The 15,210-nt window shown below is 40.7% G+C and carries 17 protein-coding genes; 6 read left to right on the plus strand and 11 right to left on the minus strand.

Going from position 1 to position 15,210, the window contains the following annotated elements; genetic code table 11:
- Positions 1-92: 92 nt before the first annotated feature.
- Complete coding sequence (locus Q0993_RS07485) at positions 93-800, plus strand: hypothetical protein (protein ID WP_299531360.1); 708 nt, start codon at positions 93-95, stop codon at positions 798-800.
- Positions 801-869: 69 nt separating this feature from the next.
- On the opposite strand, the gene Q0993_RS07490 is transcribed toward Q0993_RS07485, so the two are convergent.
- From Q0993_RS07490 to Q0993_RS07535, 10 genes are all read right to left on the minus strand, one after another.
- Entirely contained in the window at positions 870-2,033 is a 1,164-nt protein-coding gene (locus tag Q0993_RS07490; RefSeq protein ID WP_299531388.1) for a sigma-54 dependent transcriptional regulator, read from the minus strand.
- A 9-nt stretch (positions 2,034-2,042) separates the two neighbouring features.
- The gene (locus Q0993_RS07495) at positions 2,043-2,885 is read right to left on the minus strand and encodes a DUF6268 family outer membrane beta-barrel protein (RefSeq protein ID WP_299531391.1); all 843 of its coding nucleotides are present in this window, start codon (positions 2,883-2,885) and stop codon (positions 2,043-2,045) included.
- Positions 2,886-2,916: 31 nt separating this feature from the next.
- Positions 2,917-3,852, minus strand: coding sequence for a mechanosensitive ion channel domain-containing protein (locus tag Q0993_RS07500; RefSeq protein WP_299532813.1), 936 nt, complete (start codon positions 3,850-3,852; stop codon positions 2,917-2,919).
- 2 nt (positions 3,853-3,854) lie between these two features.
- Entirely contained in the window at positions 3,855-5,183 is a 1,329-nt protein-coding gene (locus Q0993_RS07505; protein WP_299531394.1) for an ABC transporter permease, read from the minus strand.
- Positions 5,176-6,111, minus strand: a complete 936-nt coding sequence (locus tag Q0993_RS07510) for an ABC transporter ATP-binding protein (protein ID WP_299531396.1) — start codon at positions 6,109-6,111, stop codon at positions 5,176-5,178. The genes Q0993_RS07505 and Q0993_RS07510 overlap by 8 nt, the downstream gene beginning before the upstream one ends.
- 340 nt (positions 6,112-6,451) lie before the next feature.
- Complete coding sequence (gene dnaJ, locus Q0993_RS07515; RefSeq protein WP_299531399.1) at positions 6,452-7,570, minus strand: molecular chaperone DnaJ; 1,119 nt, start codon at positions 7,568-7,570, stop codon at positions 6,452-6,454.
- Between the two features lie 9 nt (positions 7,571-7,579).
- Positions 7,580-8,140, minus strand: a complete 561-nt coding sequence (locus Q0993_RS07520; protein ID WP_299531402.1) for a nucleotide exchange factor GrpE — start codon at positions 8,138-8,140, stop codon at positions 7,580-7,582.
- A gap of 141 nt (positions 8,141-8,281) precedes the next feature.
- A complete protein-coding gene (locus Q0993_RS07525) occupies positions 8,282-9,244 on the minus strand; it encodes a TIGR01777 family oxidoreductase (protein ID WP_299531404.1) in 963 nt (320 codons plus the stop codon).
- A gap of 127 nt (positions 9,245-9,371) precedes the next feature.
- Positions 9,372-10,034, minus strand: a complete 663-nt coding sequence (gene mnmD, locus Q0993_RS07530; protein ID WP_299531407.1) for a tRNA (5-methylaminomethyl-2-thiouridine)(34)-methyltransferase MnmD — start codon at positions 10,032-10,034, stop codon at positions 9,372-9,374.
- A 94-nt stretch (positions 10,035-10,128) separates the two neighbouring features.
- Entirely contained in the window at positions 10,129-10,632 is a 504-nt protein-coding gene (locus tag Q0993_RS07535) for a DUF4920 domain-containing protein (protein WP_299531409.1), read from the minus strand.
- Between the two features lie 106 nt (positions 10,633-10,738).
- Here Q0993_RS07535 and Q0993_RS07540 point away from each other — a divergent pair, with 106 nt between their 5' ends.
- Positions 10,739-11,806 (plus strand): branched-chain amino acid aminotransferase, encoded by a 1,068-nt coding sequence (locus tag Q0993_RS07540; RefSeq protein ID WP_299531411.1) that lies wholly within the window; start codon positions 10,739-10,741, stop codon positions 11,804-11,806.
- Between the two features lie 77 nt (positions 11,807-11,883).
- On the opposite strand, the gene Q0993_RS07545 is transcribed toward Q0993_RS07540, so the two are convergent.
- The gene (locus tag Q0993_RS07545; protein ID WP_299531414.1) at positions 11,884-12,270 is read right to left on the minus strand and encodes a nucleoside triphosphate pyrophosphohydrolase family protein; all 387 of its coding nucleotides are present in this window, start codon (positions 12,268-12,270) and stop codon (positions 11,884-11,886) included.
- A gap of 371 nt (positions 12,271-12,641) precedes the next feature.
- Between Q0993_RS07545 and Q0993_RS07555 the strand changes: the two genes are divergently transcribed.
- From Q0993_RS07555 to Q0993_RS07570, 4 genes are all read left to right on the plus strand, one after another.
- Complete coding sequence (locus tag Q0993_RS07555) at positions 12,642-12,821, plus strand: hypothetical protein (protein ID WP_299531418.1); 180 nt, start codon at positions 12,642-12,644, stop codon at positions 12,819-12,821.
- Positions 12,822-12,837: 16 nt separating this feature from the next.
- Entirely contained in the window at positions 12,838-13,209 is a 372-nt protein-coding gene (gene crcB / locus Q0993_RS07560; RefSeq protein ID WP_299531420.1) for a fluoride efflux transporter CrcB, read from the plus strand.
- Between the two features lie 294 nt (positions 13,210-13,503).
- Positions 13,504-13,842: a P-II family nitrogen regulator gene (locus tag Q0993_RS07565; RefSeq protein ID WP_299531423.1), complete on the plus strand. Its 339-nt coding sequence runs from the start codon at positions 13,504-13,506 to the stop codon at positions 13,840-13,842.
- 28 nt (positions 13,843-13,870) lie between these two features.
- Positions 13,871-15,103, plus strand: a complete 1,233-nt coding sequence (locus Q0993_RS07570; RefSeq protein WP_299531427.1) for an ammonium transporter — start codon at positions 13,871-13,873, stop codon at positions 15,101-15,103.
- Positions 15,104-15,210 lie beyond the last annotated feature (107 nt).

A 15,210-nucleotide genomic window follows, 5' to 3' on the forward strand; every position in this document is an offset into this window, starting at 1 on the left:
CCGTCTATCGAAAAAAGTAGGTGACCCTGGTCGGTAATTTTTAACTTTACCTTGTAAAATGTCCCAGATTTTACTCCTAAACAACCACAAGAATGGAAAAGTGTACTGTAGTGCTATGCGCTCTTTTTTTCTACCTGTTATCCTCCTTTAAGCCCAGTGCGGCCTGTGAATACGCAGGTTCCAACATTGGTTTTGTAAAATCCCAGACCGAGAAGGCCATCGCTGTTGACAATATTAATCTAGCGCGCTATTATGCCTATAAGGCCTTGAATGCCATTGTTAAATCCAGACAACAACTTTCGGAATGTGGTTGCGAGCATGCGGTAATAAGTATCGAAGAAGGGTTTGATAATTTGAAAAGAGCCACCCGTACCACTACATTGAGGGCCACCAAGATATTATTGAATAGGGCTTTGGAGAATACTCTGGAAGGTTTGGAAGCAGTTTTAACATACGAGGCACATGATAGCCCCTATCCAAGTGATGTTTTGGTAATGAACACCAAGAGGGCCAAGAAAAAAAGGATAATTCTTAAAGACACCGATATTAAGGTTTTAAGGAATAAAATTGATATGGCCTTGGTAAACTATCAAAAGTCATTGGATAACGTAATGAATTCCGTGGATTGTGAGGAAGCCAAAGCATTTGCCCAAAAAATTCATGACCATTGCGAACAACAGCTCCTAAGACCCAATTTGACCGAGGGCAAAAAGTACTACAATCTTAGGACCAAGCAGATTTCCGCAGCAGCTTTAGAGCGCTTGGGGGGCTGTGAAGATCAATTACTAAGTAGCAGATAAACGGATTTTTGTTCTTATGCATTTCAGTAGGAGTTTCTTTGAAATCCTTTGATTTGGATAGCTGGCAGACTACTTGCTAGCGAAAAGGGTAACGTCCGCCTCACTAACTTCTTTGCCGCCCAAAATTATCAAGCGCTCCACTACATTTCGCAGTTCGCGTATATTTCCCGTCCAGTCGTAAGTCTTCAATAGCTTAATGGCCTTGTCCGAAAAAACCTTTGGGGCTATTCCTTGTTCCGATGCAATTTTTTCCGCAAAATGCCCTATCAGCAAAGGAATATCCTCACGGCGTTCGTTCAAGGATGGGACTTTTATCAAAATAACGGCCAACCTGTGGTATAGATCTTCCCGAAAATTCCCCTCCTCAATTTCCTTTTTTAAATTTTTGTTGGTGGCCGCTATTACACGAACGTCTACTTTGATGTCCTTGTCCGTGCCCACCCTTGAAATTTTATTTTCTTGCAGGGCCCTCAATACTTTTGCCTGTGCGGAAAGGCTCATATCACCTATTTCGTCCAAAAAAATGGTGCCCTTATTAGCCGCCTCGAACTTTCCTGCCCGGTCCTTTACAGCAGAAGTAAAGGCTCCTTTAACATGGCCAAAAAGTTCGCTCTCTATGAGTTCGGACGGAATAGCGGCACAATTAACCTCTATAAAGGGAGCATTGCTTCTCTGGCTTTTTTCATGGATCCAATGAGCCACTAGTTCTTTTCCCGTTCCGTTTGAACCCGTTATCAGTACCCTGGCATCGGTAGGGGCCACTTTTTCTATCATATCCTTTATGGCAGTGATTTCCTTGCTTTCGCCCACCATTTCATAGTTCTTGCTCACTTTTTTCTTAAGGATCTTGTTTTCCACAACCAATTCCTTACGATCCAGAGCGTTACGTACCGTGGTTAAAAGCCGGTTTAAATCCGGGGGTTTGGATATATAGTCAAATGCCCCTAGGCGCATGGTATTGACGGCCGTGTCCAGATCACCATGCCCTGATATCATAATAAAGGGAATTTCCGGTTTAATCTTCCGTGCGGCCTGTAAAACCTCAACCCCGTCCATTTTGGGCATTTTTATGTCGCAAAGCACCAGATCATAATCGTTGTTCTTAATGGTTTCAAGGCCTTTTAGGCCATCTTCGGCCTCTTCTACCTGATAGGTATCGTTCTCTTCCGAAAGAATCTTTACCAATACCCGTCTTATAGCCGATTCATCTTCTATCACCAGTATTTTTGACATGTTTTGATTTTAAAAAATTGATATCTTAAATCCCGTTCTAAGATAAATATTTCCCTCGTCATTCAGGACAAAGGCCCTATCTCGATTACCATCCCTTAACAATCCCTCTTGGGTCAAGGAATACCCCAAAAGACCGTAAAACGAGATATACTTCGATATTTTATACTGATACCCTATTGCGCTTACCAAAGCAGAAAGTGAAACCGTAGTTCCTACCACATTTCCCGGAAGCAAGATATCATTTTGAATGTTTACAAAATAACCATCCAAAAACAGTGCCGTTTGCAGAATATGTTTCTTTCGTATGTAATATTTCAGGTCCATTCTGGGAATACCCAGCGAATAGGACCAATTGGGATGAAATCTTTTTTGATAATTGATAAGGGGCAACGGAAAGGGTAGCCCCGTAGCGCTATTGAACGTAAGACCCAAAATTAGACGAAAAGGTTTGTCAATATCCGGTTTTTCCTTCCAGACCAAGGCAGAAAAATTGAAGAGAAAATCATTGTTCTCTATACCTTCCACAAAATTCGATGCCAGGCGGGGGGTAACAATACCTACAAATCGCCAGCTTGGGTTCCATTTAAGTATGTATCCCAAATTGACATCAATAATATGAATCTCCTCCAAGGAGTTGGAAGGAAAAGGTAGTGGATTGTTAAATTCAAAACGATAAGTATTGTACTCCGATCCGGCGACTAAATAGTTCTCCTTGCCCATTTTAAGGGGAACATTGAACAAGGCCCGGTATCTTGAAGTGCTGATGCCAAAATCGTTCTCAGGTATATGAGTGTACTCCATTCTTAATAAATCCGTGGTCTGTGAAAGACCAGCGGAGTGAAATAAGACCATCCCAAAGACACTTGTTAAACACTTTGCGAACCTAATCCCCATTCTCTCCTTTGGATTTTTTCATTTGATCGTATTGAAAAGGCCGATCTTGGAATATGTGAACATCCCTTTGTGGAAATGGAATTGTGATATTGTTTTCCCTAAACCCCGCATCTATCCTGTAGCGCATTTCGCTTTTTATTTTCGGATCTCCAAAACTGTCATTCGTGAAAAAATTAATGGAGAACAACAATGCCGAATCGCCAAAATCCTCAAATAGAACAAACGGTTTTGGGTCTTTGAGCACACCTCTTTGGGTGTGGGCCACTTCTTCCAAAACACGTGTTACCAAATCAACATCGCTTCCATAGGCCACCCCAATGCTTACCCTTTCGCGTGTGGTATTGTGATTTTGGGTGTAATTATGAATAATATCACTTATAAACTTATGATTGGGAATAATAATCACTTTATCATCACGAGTGATGGCCCTAGTGGTCCTCAACTTAATTTCGAAAACCTTGCCTACCTTTCCATCTACCTCAACAATATCGCCTACATGCACAGATTTGTCCAAAATAATGAAGATACCGGCTATGACATCTTGAAAAAGCTCTTGTAACGCAAGTCCAAGACCAACGAACAATGCTGCGGATGCCGTGATCAGTATGGTAACATCTATACCGGCAGCACTCATCGTAATCAAGATTACGGCTACATAAACCACATACTTGATGAATTTAAAAATGCTGATGAACTTGAGCTTGTCATCAGAGTCCATTTTTCGTGTGAAGAGTTGGCGCAGCCATTTGAGAATAAAGCTGGTGACCAAAAAGGCAACGGTTAATAGCAGGAGGATACCAATTGTAATATCGATACGTTTGTCACCTTGGCCAATATGAAGTCCTAGATCTAAAAATTCCTTAAGATTGCCCCAGATATCTTCTTTGATAATCTCTTCTACTTTATTCGCCTCTTCCTGAACCATCATCAATACTTTAGCCACTTGTACAACTCCTTATAACTGGGTTTTTTACCGTACATTAAAATCCCTACTTTGTAAATCTTCGCTGCCAACCAGACGATTCCAATAAATGTCCCGACCAGTAATACGATGGAAGTGATAAGCTGCCAAACGGGCACCCCTCCTGCCCCTATACCCCCCGGCAGGCGCATCAACATTACTATGGGCGATGTAAGGGGAAACAAGGAAAAGCCAATTGCTATGGGACCATGAGGGTTGCTGAATACTGAAAAGAAGCCAACGTAAATGGCAAGCATTAAGGGTAAAATAATTGGAAAAATAAATTGTTGGGTATCGGTTTCGTTATCTACGGCCGCTCCTATGGCAGCATAAATGGAACTATATATTAAATATCCCAAAATAAAATACAGGATAAAAAATGTAATAAGCATAAACCACGGTATTTGAACGAACTCCATAGCGTACAATCGCATGTCCTCGTCCATGGGTGACATGGATTGTGCCATTCCCGGTGCCAGATGAGGCGTGTTTTTCAGTACCGCCAGGTCCACTCCAAAGAATAATAGGACCAAAAACAGTAGCAATGATGCCGATAAAATCCAAATGGCAAATTGTGTAATGCCCGCAAGGGAGGTACCTATTATCTTACCCATCATTAATTGAAAAGGCTTAACGGAGGAAATGATGACTTCAATAATCCTACTGGTTTTTTCCTCTATGACACTCCGCATAACAAAACCTCCATAGATAATTATGAACATCATAATGAGATAACCAAATCCGCCCCCAATAAAAGCTTTCACCTCGTTGATTCCCTTGAGGTTCAGTTGACCTGAAAATGTGGCTGTCTTGATTTCAAAACGATCATCCACCTTTGCAAACTCCTCGGCGGAAACCCCTAAATTTTGCAGCCTTTGTTGGAAAAGACGATTTTGAAAGACACCCTCCAACCGCTCCAGAACAGTGGAGCTAGGGGCTTCTTTACTGTAAAAAAAAGCGTTCGCCGAAACTTGCTCAAGACTGGCTGCCCTGGGTATGTGGAGCAACCCGTAATATCCTAATCTCACGGTGGAATCTTTTGCGGACCGCAAGGTTAAATCCTTAAAATTAACGTAGGATGTAGTCTCCGTGGTCAGAAATTCGTTGGAAAAGAAATCGCTTTCATTCAATACCCCGATTATTCTCTTTTCATTGTCATTTATTTTCGTGAGATAGGCAATTAAAACCACCATACCTACCATTAAAATGGGGCTTAAAAAAGTCATTATTACAAAGGACTTGTTACGTACTTTGGCCAAATATTCCCTTTTTATAATTAAAGGTAGTTTATTCATGAACCTCTTTACTTTGTACGGTTTTTATAAAAATATCATTCGCAGAGGGTACGGTTTCAATAAAACGAACAATATTGGCCCTATTGGAGAGGTAGGCCAATATTTCCTTGGAATCGGCAAAAGACAGTTCTACGGTAAATTCCAACTGACCTTCTTCCCGGTTATGGCTGGATGAGTGTAATTCAAATTTTTCTTCCAACTCCATTAATAGGGAATCGCCATCTTTGACGTCCAAACAAACATCAAATATATTATTCCGATATTCTTTTTTAATCTCCGATAATTTTCCGTCCAATACTTTCTCGGAATTGTGCAACAGCGCAATATATTCACACAACTCCTCAACGGACTCCATTCTATGGGTAGAAAATATTATGGAGGTTCCATTTTCCCTAAGTTGCAATATTTCATCCTTAATGATATTGGCATTAATGGGATCAAAACCGCTAAAGGGCTCATCAAAAATTAAAAGTTTAGGTTTGTGGAGTACTGTTACGATGAACTGTATTTTTTGAGCCATTCCCTTAGAAAGTTCCTGCACCTTTTTATGCCACCATCCTTCTATTTCCAGTCGTTCAAACCAAAACTTTAAACGTTTTTTGGCCTCCGATTTACCAAGTCCCTTCAATTGTGCCAAATAAAGGGCCTGCTCACCGACCTTCATACTCTTGTAGAGACCTCTTTCTTCCGGCAAGTATCCTATTTGTGCAATATGATGGGAATTCAGGGGTTCACCATCAAAAAATACCGTACCCTGGTCCGGAAAAGTTATCTGATTTATAATTCGTATTAGGGTGGTCTTCCCCGCTCCATTAGGGCCTAACAGTCCGTATATGCTATTTTTGGGAATTTCTAGGGATACTTTGTTCAGTGCTGTATGCTCTCCAAATCGTTTGGTAACCTCCTTAGTAACCAAAATGTTGTTCATGCAAGCAATTTTGCCAAAGATATAGAATTGCTTTAAAAAGTGTTTCTGTTTTCCGGTATTTTCTATGCAATGCAAGAACAAAACGCATTTGTCCTTGAAATCCCGAACTTCTCATAATATATCCGCAAGAACCAATGTTTCGGGTATTTTCGGCTTGCCGATTGGAGCGCCTCCAAAAAAAGAACAGGCACTTTTGGGATAAAACCTCTAGAAAAAACAAAACCCACCCTTAAAGAAATTAAGGATGGGAAAAAAATTGCTATGAAAAAGAAAATTAATATTGGTTTCCCAATATCAAATCAAATATACGTTTTTTATTTAAAACCCAAATATTATTTGGCTAAGAGAACATATCTTTAACTTTCTCGAAAAAAGATTTGTCCGACTTTTCAGGTTTTGGCTCAAAATTGTCGTTTCCCTGCATACGTTCAAAGAACTCCCTTTGCTCCTTGGTAAGCTCTTTTGGCGTCCAAACATTCACATGGACCAAAAGATCACCACTTCCATATCCATTGATACTGGAAATCCCTTTACCGCGTAACCGCAATATCTTTCCCGATTGAATTCCGGGTTCCAGCTTTATCCTCACTTTGCCACCTACGGCATCAATCTCCTTGGAAGTTCCTAAAACAGCTTCTGAAATACTAATGTAGAGATCATAGTGAAGATTATCCCCTTCCCGCTTTAACGTACTGTGATCTTCGGTCTCTATGGCAACCAACAAATCGCCGGGAACTCCGTTACCAGGAGCTTCGTTCCCTTTTCCAGATACCTTTAACTGCATACCTTCCTCTACTCCGGCCGGAATCTTGATAGATACCGTTTCTTCGGCCACCTTTAACCCTTGTGAGTCGGCGTCGCTGGGGCGCTTATCCAGAATCTGACCACTACCGCCACAGGTCGTACATGTGGCAGCAGTTTGCATCCGACCCAATATGGTATTGGTAATCTTGGTAACTTGGCCAGTACCGTTGCAAGTTCCACATGTCTTGTAGGTTACCCCCTTGGCTTGGACCTTTCTTCGAACTTTTACTTTTTTTTCAACGCCGTGGGCAACTTCTTCCAAGGTAAGTTTTACCCGTATTCTTAGGTTACTCCCTTTTACCCTTCGTTGACCTCCTCCGAAACCGCCAAAACCACCAAAACTACCTCCTCCAAAAGCACTACCAAAAATATCCCCGAATTGGCTGAAGATATCCTCCATATTCATCCCGCCGCCGCCAAAGCCACCTCCACCCTCAAAGGCTGCATGCCCAAATCGGTCGTATCTCGCTTTTTTATCAGGATTACTAAGGACTTCATACGCCTCGGCAGATTTCTTAAACATTTCCTCGGCTTTTGAATCCCCAGGGTTTTTATCAGGATGGTATTCCAATGCCTTTTTACGATACGCCTTTTTAATTTCGGCGCCCGTAGCATCTTTATTTACCCCCAGTATATCATAATAGTCTTCCTTCATACTTAGCTTTTAATTTCCATACACCACTTTAGGATGACGGATTATCCTATCTCCCAACTTATACCCTTTTTCGATTATATCGATTATTTTGCCCTTTAATTTCTTGTTGGGTGCAGCAATCTGGGTAATGGCATCATGTACTTCGGCATCAAATGCGTCGCCTTGTTTCACGACTACTTCTTCCAAGCCCTTGGATTTTAAGGTCTCCCGTAATTTTGTACTTATCAGTTCAACACCTTTAAACATTTCTGTATCGTCAGATTTGGCCAATTCCTTTAGGGCCCTGTCAAAATCATCGATAACCGGTAAAAGTGAAACGATAACTTCTTGCCCTGCCGTCTTAAATAGGTCCATCCTTTCTTTTGAAGTCCTCTTTTTGTAGTTTTCAAACTCCGCAAAAAGGCGCAGAAATTTATCTTTTTCCTTCGCTAAATCTTCCCGAAGTTCTTCTTCCTCGGTGAGTGTGCTTTTACCGGAATTTTCTTTTTGATTCTCGCCATTTTCTTCCGTAGATATATTTTCTTGAGAAACGGCTTCCTCCATTTCCTCTGCCTTAACTTTCTTGCTCATATGATTTTGGACTTTTTAATCAATAATTTTTCAGGTGGCAAAAGTACTGCCATTTCTTTAAAAATGTCAAAATGTCATCAAACTTTATAAAAAAATCCGCTAGAAGCGGATTCACAAAAAAAGAAAACTGTTTAAGTTGGGTTAAGAAAGAAACTCTTTTTGAAAAAGTTTGTCCAGAGACTTTGTCTCATTCCCTTTGATATAGATATGTTCCAAGGTTTTACAAATATTCTTATGATGAAAGACAAAACCTTCCTTCTCTATCTTTTTGGAGCTAACACGTTGACTTGCAAATAAAATGTAGGACATCTCCCCCAGGACAGCTTTCATAACAAATTTTGGGATATTTGGTAGGAGTAAGGGACGATTCAAAACTTTGGCAATTTCCTTTATAAGCTTGTTATTCGTTACCGGATTGGGTCCCACACCATTGTATATGCCCTGTAGTTTATTTTCCACCGCGAACAGGAAAATCCGTGCCAAATCGCGTATGTGTATCCATGATTGCCATTGCTCTCCAGAACCAAATCCAGTTCCGACGTAATTCTTAATGGGCCTGGCCATCTCGGGCAAGGCTCCCCCTTCCTGGGCCATTACCAAACCGATTCGAATTTTGGCCACAGGAAAGTCAAACGAGGTTAATACATCTATTTCTTTTTCCCAAGAGGCAACAACTTCGCCTAAAAAGCTTGGGTCTACTTCTTTTTCATGCTCAGAATAATAACCGGTCAAGGAAGTGGGATAAATACCGATGGCGGATGCCGAGACGAAGGAAGTGATATGATCCGTATTGATTTTCCGCAAAGCATCGCTCAAGGTCCTTACCGTATTTATTCTACTGGTAAGAATTTCCTTTTTGTAACTAGATGTCCATCTTTTGGAAATACTAGATCCGGCCAAATTTATAATGGCATCCACCTCATGAAGGCTTTCCATATCGATTTCCCCCAAGTTTGGGTTCCAGTAAAACCCCTTGTAATTATCCTTGGTGATAATTTTGTCCTTACTTGTGGTCAAGTAGTTTACTGAAATATTTTGGGAGTGGCAGAGGTCCACAATTTCGCGACCAATCAATCCAGTAGCTCCTGATATCAATACTCTCATGGTACAAAATTAATTGATTTATTAGGTTATTTGCGCAGATTTAATTAAGGTTTAACAGTGTTGTTTAACGCTATATCACTAATTGGCAGGCTATGGCAAACCGGCACTTCCCTTTGAACAAGGCACCTCAAGGTTTTCTGGCCCTGAGCATTTCACGTTTTCCAGGAGGACCCGGCAGGCGTTCCACAAGAAACCCAACCGACTGCATGGCCCTACGCACACTGCCTTTGGCTGCGTAAGTGACCAATATACCATCTTTTTTCAGAGACCTGAACATTTTTTTAAACATGGCCTCGGTCCAAAGCTCGGGTTGCACCCTTGCACCAAAAGCATCAAAATACACTAGATCGAACAAAGCCTGGCTATCTATGTCCAAAAAGTGAATCTGTTTCTTATGTAATACAAAGTTGTTTGAAATCCCGTAATCCCTTTCCCATGGGCATTTGTGCATTTTTTCAAAAACGCTTAGCAATTTCTCTGCCTTCAATTCCGTAATATAGTTTAACTGCTCCAGTTCCTCAGGCAAAATCGGATGGGCCTCCACCCCTGTATAGTGAACGTTTACACCAGCTTTTTCCGCTTCCATAAAAGTAATCAAGGCGTTGAGGGCAGTACCATAACCCATTTCCAAAATGGAGATTGGCCCTCTATTAAAAAGTGAAAGTCCGTTTTTTATGAATACATGGTAAGCCTCTTGGATGGCACCATGCTTGGAATGGTAGTGCTCATCCCAGCCCTCAAGGTAAATGGTAGTCGAACCATCCGCTGTGGTAACAATCTTTCTTTTCATTCTGTTGGCCACAATACTAAAGTACCGACATTATGAAGATGAGAGGAATAGCCCTCTTTGAAATAAGAAATTCCATAGTAGGGTTTCCTTTAAATCAATCTTTTAACAAAACCCCGACAGCCTCAAAACCATAAGCTTTTAGAGGTTCCGATATGCTTTCGATTTGCTTTTCCGATTTCCCGCCATCCCTTGCAAAATGTTTTTGATCGGCCACACTTATTTCCTCAACAAATGCAGTTCCACTCACCACAACTTCCTTTCCGATAATATCTTTTGGGACAAAAAAACCGTAATCCTTAAAACGAACCATAGTTTCGCTATTTTCCCTAAGTCGAAGCTTCATCCAACATCCTTTTACCTTACAAACATCTGTGACCGTTGCCCTAAATTTGGTCTCCAAGGAATCCGTGTGCGACAAAGTCTGGTATCTGATATCCATTTCTTTATCGGAAATTGCTCCATTCGCTACTATTTCACTTCCAAATACAAGTTGCTTTTGATCCTCTCCGTTGCTCTTTTCCATAACTTCTTGGGCATTTTGCGAATAACCTACCCCATATAGCATCAAAAAAGCGACTAAAATGTTAAATCCTTTCATTTCTAATAAAAATTGATTTGCTTCTACAAAGAAGATCAATTTTGGACGAAAAAAGAAGACCTGATACAGAGAAATCACTAATTTTATAGTTTAAAGTTTTATCAAAATGATTGGTACGGCCCAGAAAATTGTGATAGAGAAAACCAAAAACTCTAGAATTACCTCGGTAGATTTTGACAATCTTCCCTTTGGAAGTGTATTCTCCGACCATATGCTGGTCTGTGATTATAGAAATGGCGCTTGGGAAGCACCAAAAATTATGCCCTACCAACCCATAAGCCTGGATCCTTCCGCTAAAATCTTTCATTACGGACAATCCATTTTTGAGGGAATGAAAGCATACAAGGATAAGGACAACAGTATATGGCTATTTCGGCCTGAGGATAATTACAAACGTCTGAACATTTCCTCAAAGCGTATGGCAATGCCGGAACTCCCCAAAGAGTACTTCATGGATGGTTTAAAGGCCCTTTTACAGTTGGACAAGGATTGGATCCCACAGTCGGAAGGTAGTTCCTTATATATCCGTCCGTTCATTTTTGCCTCTGGCCAAGGCTTTCATGCCTCCCCGGCAGATGAATACAAGTTTATCATTGCCACGGCACCTTCGGGTGCTTACTTCACGTCGGGAAAGGTGAAGGTGCTTATAGAGGAAACCTATTCAAGGGCCGCCAATGGAGGTGTTGGCTTTGCCAAGGCTGGTGGAAATTATGCCGGGCAATTTTATCCGACGCAGCTTGCCGTAGAAAAAGGATACCAACAAGTCATCTGGACCGACGACAATACGCATGAATATATCGAAGAGGCCGGGGCCATGAATATTTTTGTCCGCATTAATGATACCCTGATTACCGGACCGATCAGTGACCGCATATTGGATGGAATTACTCGAAAGAGCATTTTAGAAATAGCCCAACGCGAAGGTATTCCTGCGGAGGTTCGAAAACTTGCGGTCAAAGAAGTAGTGGAGGCTGCCAAAAACGGAACCTTAAAAGAGATGTTCGGTGCCGGCACGGCTGCCGTTGTCTCGCCTATCGCCACCTTTGGTTATCGCGGCGTGGATTACGATCTTCCCGAACTAGAGGAGAGCTATGCTTCAAAATTCAAAAAACATATTACAAATATTCAATACAATCGTTCCGAGGATTCTTTTGGATGGCGTTTTAAGGTATAGGTTACAAAACTTAAGTACACCATAGATTACTTTAGAAAACCGGAGATAGGTGTTTTTAGAAGTCCTTCAGTTCTAGGTTAACTGTCCAAAACCCCTTGAATATCAGGTTTAAAGTAGTTGGGGCCCTTGAGTACTTTGCCATCTTCGCGATAAATTGGTTTCCCATCGGCTCCGAGTTTACTCATGTTACTGCGTTGTATTTCCTCAAATACCTCTTCTATTTTGTGCTGCATACCGTGTTCCAAAATGGTGCCGCAAAGAATATAGAGCATATCGCCCAAGGCATCGGCCACCTCGGCTAAATTACCCTCATTGGCAGCTTCCAAATATTCCCGGTTTTCCTCGTCCATAAGATTAAACCTGAGCAGGTTCTTTTCTACACCCAAATTGGCTTTCATGGTCTGGGAAACTCCCAGACCAAATGACTTATGGAATTGTTCTACCGCACCGATTTTGCTTTTCATTCTTATACTTTTTAGGTTAGATTTGCATAAAAATACGGCATATGTTCAGCACTGGGCAAGTGATTTTTGCGTTACTTTTCATCATTTTATTCACCATTCTCATTATTAAATCATACAAAAAGGATAAAAAGTTACATCTCAAGAATTACAAGGGAGTGCAGTGGGTGGCAATTGGTTTCGCAGTATTCATAATAATTCTTTTTTGTATCAAGTTCTTTCTTAAAAATTAGCTCTGAAAATTGGTATAGTTACAAAAAAGGTATCTTCTGACAACATTTTGTCCATTTTCTTCGTTTAAAACAACAAATGAAGTAATTTTGCGTTAGCCATAATGTAACTCAATGATAACATTCAAAAGCGGGCAATTTTAAATGACGACTTTTTTCACCATATTGTTTGTCTTAATCGGAGTAAATGCATTAATGATGATTTTTAGTCTTGGTACTTTTAATAAAGGAATGAAAAAATCGAAACGTAATGCCAAGACTTCCGCTGCTTCAGAAATTTATCCCATAAATTCGCTCTCCTCCAAGTATAAGAAAGCCGTTTAGTTTTTTACCTTTGGGTATGAAACAACTTCTTCTTGTTTTTCTGGGAGGTGGTATTGGGAGCATGCTCAGATTCGTTATCTCACGAATATTCAACAATTATTTTCAGTACTTTTTTTTAGGGACTTTCTTGGTCAATATCATAGGTTGTTTACTTATAGGTATTGTTTTAGGCCTATCTTTTAAAGGCAATTATCTTACACAAAATCAAATATTGGTGTTGGCCACAGGTTTCTGCGGTGGTTTCACCACATTCTCCGCTTTCGCCTTTGAAAAACACTCTCTTCTCAGTTCAGGAGAACTCCTATACTTCCTGTTATACACCTTATCCAGCATCGTTTTCGGTATCGTTGCCATCGCTTTGGGATTGTGGTCGGTCAAATTGTTATAAATATAACAAAACATCAATTCCATTATCGTTATTCAACATTTTACTTGATTTTAAGCTATTCTTTGAGGATTTATTAAAAATATCTCACTTTTTTAAAATTTATTTCAAAAAACCTCAGACCACCTAGGGTTTACCAATTCAAATTTTCATTTTTAAGCTATTATTTAGAACATACCCATAAAATATATGGGGTTAAATTAATATACTCATAAAAATTAGCAGTATACCCCCTCTTTTTTTGGGGTTATGATTTTTTTAACAATATATTTGGCAGTATAAATAATTAAATCAACAATGAAACAAGTCGAAGCAATTATCAGAAAATCCAAATTTGATGATGTCAAGGATGCATTACATCAAATAGAGGTCAACTTCTTTAGTTACTGGGACGTAACTGGGGTTGGAAATGAAAAACAAGGACATGTATATCGAGGTATTTCCTATAGTACCACTGATATACAGAGAAGGTACCTATCTATAGTGGTATCGGATGAGTTTTTGGAACGAACGGTGAACGCCATCTTGGAATCGGCCTATACAGGTAATGTAGGGGACGGTAAAATATTTGTCTCCGAGGTCATAGAGGCCTACAGGATACGCACCAAGGAAAATGGACAGGCGGGAATAAACTAAACTAAAAACTAACTAAACGAATTATAAAATGGACGCAGGATTATTTACAGCAAATAATGTATGGATGATGTTGGCTACGGCCTTGGTATTTTTCATGCATACGGGTTTTGCCTTTCTGGAGATTGGCTTGACCCGACAAAAGAATACGATTAATATTCTTTTCAAGAATATTTTCATTATTACAGTGGGCCTTTTGCTTTACTACGCATGGGGTTTCAATTTAATGTATCCCGGTTTTGAGGATGGGGATTCAGGTTTTCTAAAATTCGCAGGTTTTGGAATAGGGGCTCCTGAAGGTGGCATGACTCCGGACTATGCGGATGGAGGATATACTTGGTGGACTGATTTCCTCTTCCAGGGGATGTTCGCGGCCACAGCGGCTACAATAGTATCAGGAGCCGTTGCCGAACGTATCAAAATCGGTTCTTTTATGATTTTTACCGTAATCTATGTCGGATTGGTTTATCCAATAGTTGGAGCATGGAAATGGGGTGGTGGTTTCTTGGATTCCTGGGGTTTCTATGACTTTGCAGGGTCTACATTGGTACATTCTGTTGGAGGATGGGCCGCATTAGTAGCTATAGCCCTATTAGGTGCTAGAATAGGTAAATTTGGGGATGACGGAAAACCCAAGGCCATTCCTGGCCATAGTATACCTATGGCTACTGCCGGTGTTCTTATTCTGTGGTTAGGTTGGTTCGGATTTAATGGAGGGTCCGTGCTTTCAGCAGACCCGGAATTAACTTCCTTGGTCTTAGTTACCACATGTTTGGCCGCAGCGGCCGGTGGAGTGGGTGCATTTTTCCTTTCTACGGTTCTCTATAAAAATTTGGACTTGACTATGTTCCTTAATGGAATACTTGGCGGATTGGTAGGTATAACCGCAGGAGCAGACCTTATGTCCCCCAACGAAGCGGTGGTTATCGGTTTTATCGCCGGCCTTATCATCGTGGGCGGTGTAGCCCTCATCGATAAACTAAAGTTGGACGACCCTGTAGGTGCAGTTACCGTTCACTTAATCTGCGGTATCTGGGGAACATTGGCCGTAGGTATCTTTGGGTCTATGGCCGGGGGTGGTCAATTTATGACCCAATTGTACGGTGTACTTATCATTGGAGCATTCTGTGTGGTGACTTCCCTAATTATTCTGGGTGCACTAAAAGCCATTATGGGTCTGAGGGTATCCAAAGAAGAAGAAGTAGAGGGCTTGGATATTCACGAACATGGAATGGACGCTTATCCCGATTTTACAAATGACTAATTAAAATGAGAAGGAAACGGAGCGTTTGGCAGAACGCTCCGTTACTAAAACCTTCTTCAAAAAGTTTAAATCATCATCAAATATAAAATCCCTATGGGATGTTTAAA

It is taken from the genome of Ulvibacterium sp. (assembly GCF_028285715.1).
GTDB lineage: Bacteria > Bacteroidota > Bacteroidia > Flavobacteriales > Flavobacteriaceae > Ulvibacterium.

Bases quoted from the DNA above. Each gene is read 5' to 3' on its own strand.
- Q0993_RS07520 (WP_299531402.1), bottom strand. From the start codon at position 8,140: ATGAGCAAGAAAGTTAAGGCAGAGGAAATGGAGGAAGCCGTTTCTCAA.
- Q0993_RS07555 (WP_299531418.1), top strand. From the start codon at position 12,642: ATGACGACTTTTTTCACCATATTGTTTGTCTTAATCGGAGTAAATGCA.
- Q0993_RS07495 (WP_299531391.1), bottom strand. From the start codon at position 2,885: ATGGTCTTATTTCACTCCGCTGGTCTTTCACAGACCACGGATTTATTA.
- Q0993_RS07565 (WP_299531423.1), top strand. From the start codon at position 13,504: ATGAAACAAGTCGAAGCAATTATCAGAAAATCCAAATTTGATGATGTC.
- Q0993_RS07525 (WP_299531404.1), bottom strand. From the start codon at position 9,244: ATGAGAGTATTGATATCAGGAGCTACTGGATTGATTGGTCGCGAAATT.
- Q0993_RS07505 (WP_299531394.1), bottom strand. From the start codon at position 5,183: ATGAATAAACTACCTTTAATTATAAAAAGGGAATATTTGGCCAAAGTA.
- Q0993_RS07500 (WP_299532813.1), bottom strand. From the start codon at position 3,852: ATGGTTCAGGAAGAGGCGAATAAAGTAGAAGAGATTATCAAAGAAGAT.
- Q0993_RS07535 (WP_299531409.1), bottom strand. From the start codon at position 10,632: ATGAAAGGATTTAACATTTTAGTCGCTTTTTTGATGCTATATGGGGTA.
- dnaJ (WP_299531399.1), bottom strand. From the start codon at position 7,570: ATGAAGGAAGACTATTATGATATACTGGGGGTAAATAAAGATGCTACG.
- Q0993_RS07540 (WP_299531411.1), top strand. From the start codon at position 10,739: ATGATTGGTACGGCCCAGAAAATTGTGATAGAGAAAACCAAAAACTCT.
- mnmD (WP_299531407.1), bottom strand. From the start codon at position 10,034: ATGAAAAGAAAGATTGTTACCACAGCGGATGGTTCGACTACCATTTAC.
- Q0993_RS07510 (WP_299531396.1), bottom strand. From the start codon at position 6,111: ATGAACAACATTTTGGTTACTAAGGAGGTTACCAAACGATTTGGAGAG.
- Q0993_RS07545 (WP_299531414.1), bottom strand. From the start codon at position 12,270: ATGAAAAGCAAAATCGGTGCGGTAGAACAATTCCATAAGTCATTTGGT.
- Q0993_RS07490 (WP_299531388.1), bottom strand. From the start codon at position 2,033: ATGTCAAAAATACTGGTGATAGAAGATGAATCGGCTATAAGACGGGTA.
- crcB (WP_299531420.1), top strand. From the start codon at position 12,838: ATGAAACAACTTCTTCTTGTTTTTCTGGGAGGTGGTATTGGGAGCATG.
- Q0993_RS07485 (WP_299531360.1), top strand. From the start codon at position 93: ATGGAAAAGTGTACTGTAGTGCTATGCGCTCTTTTTTTCTACCTGTTA.
- Q0993_RS07570 (WP_299531427.1), top strand. From the start codon at position 13,871: ATGGACGCAGGATTATTTACAGCAAATAATGTATGGATGATGTTGGCT.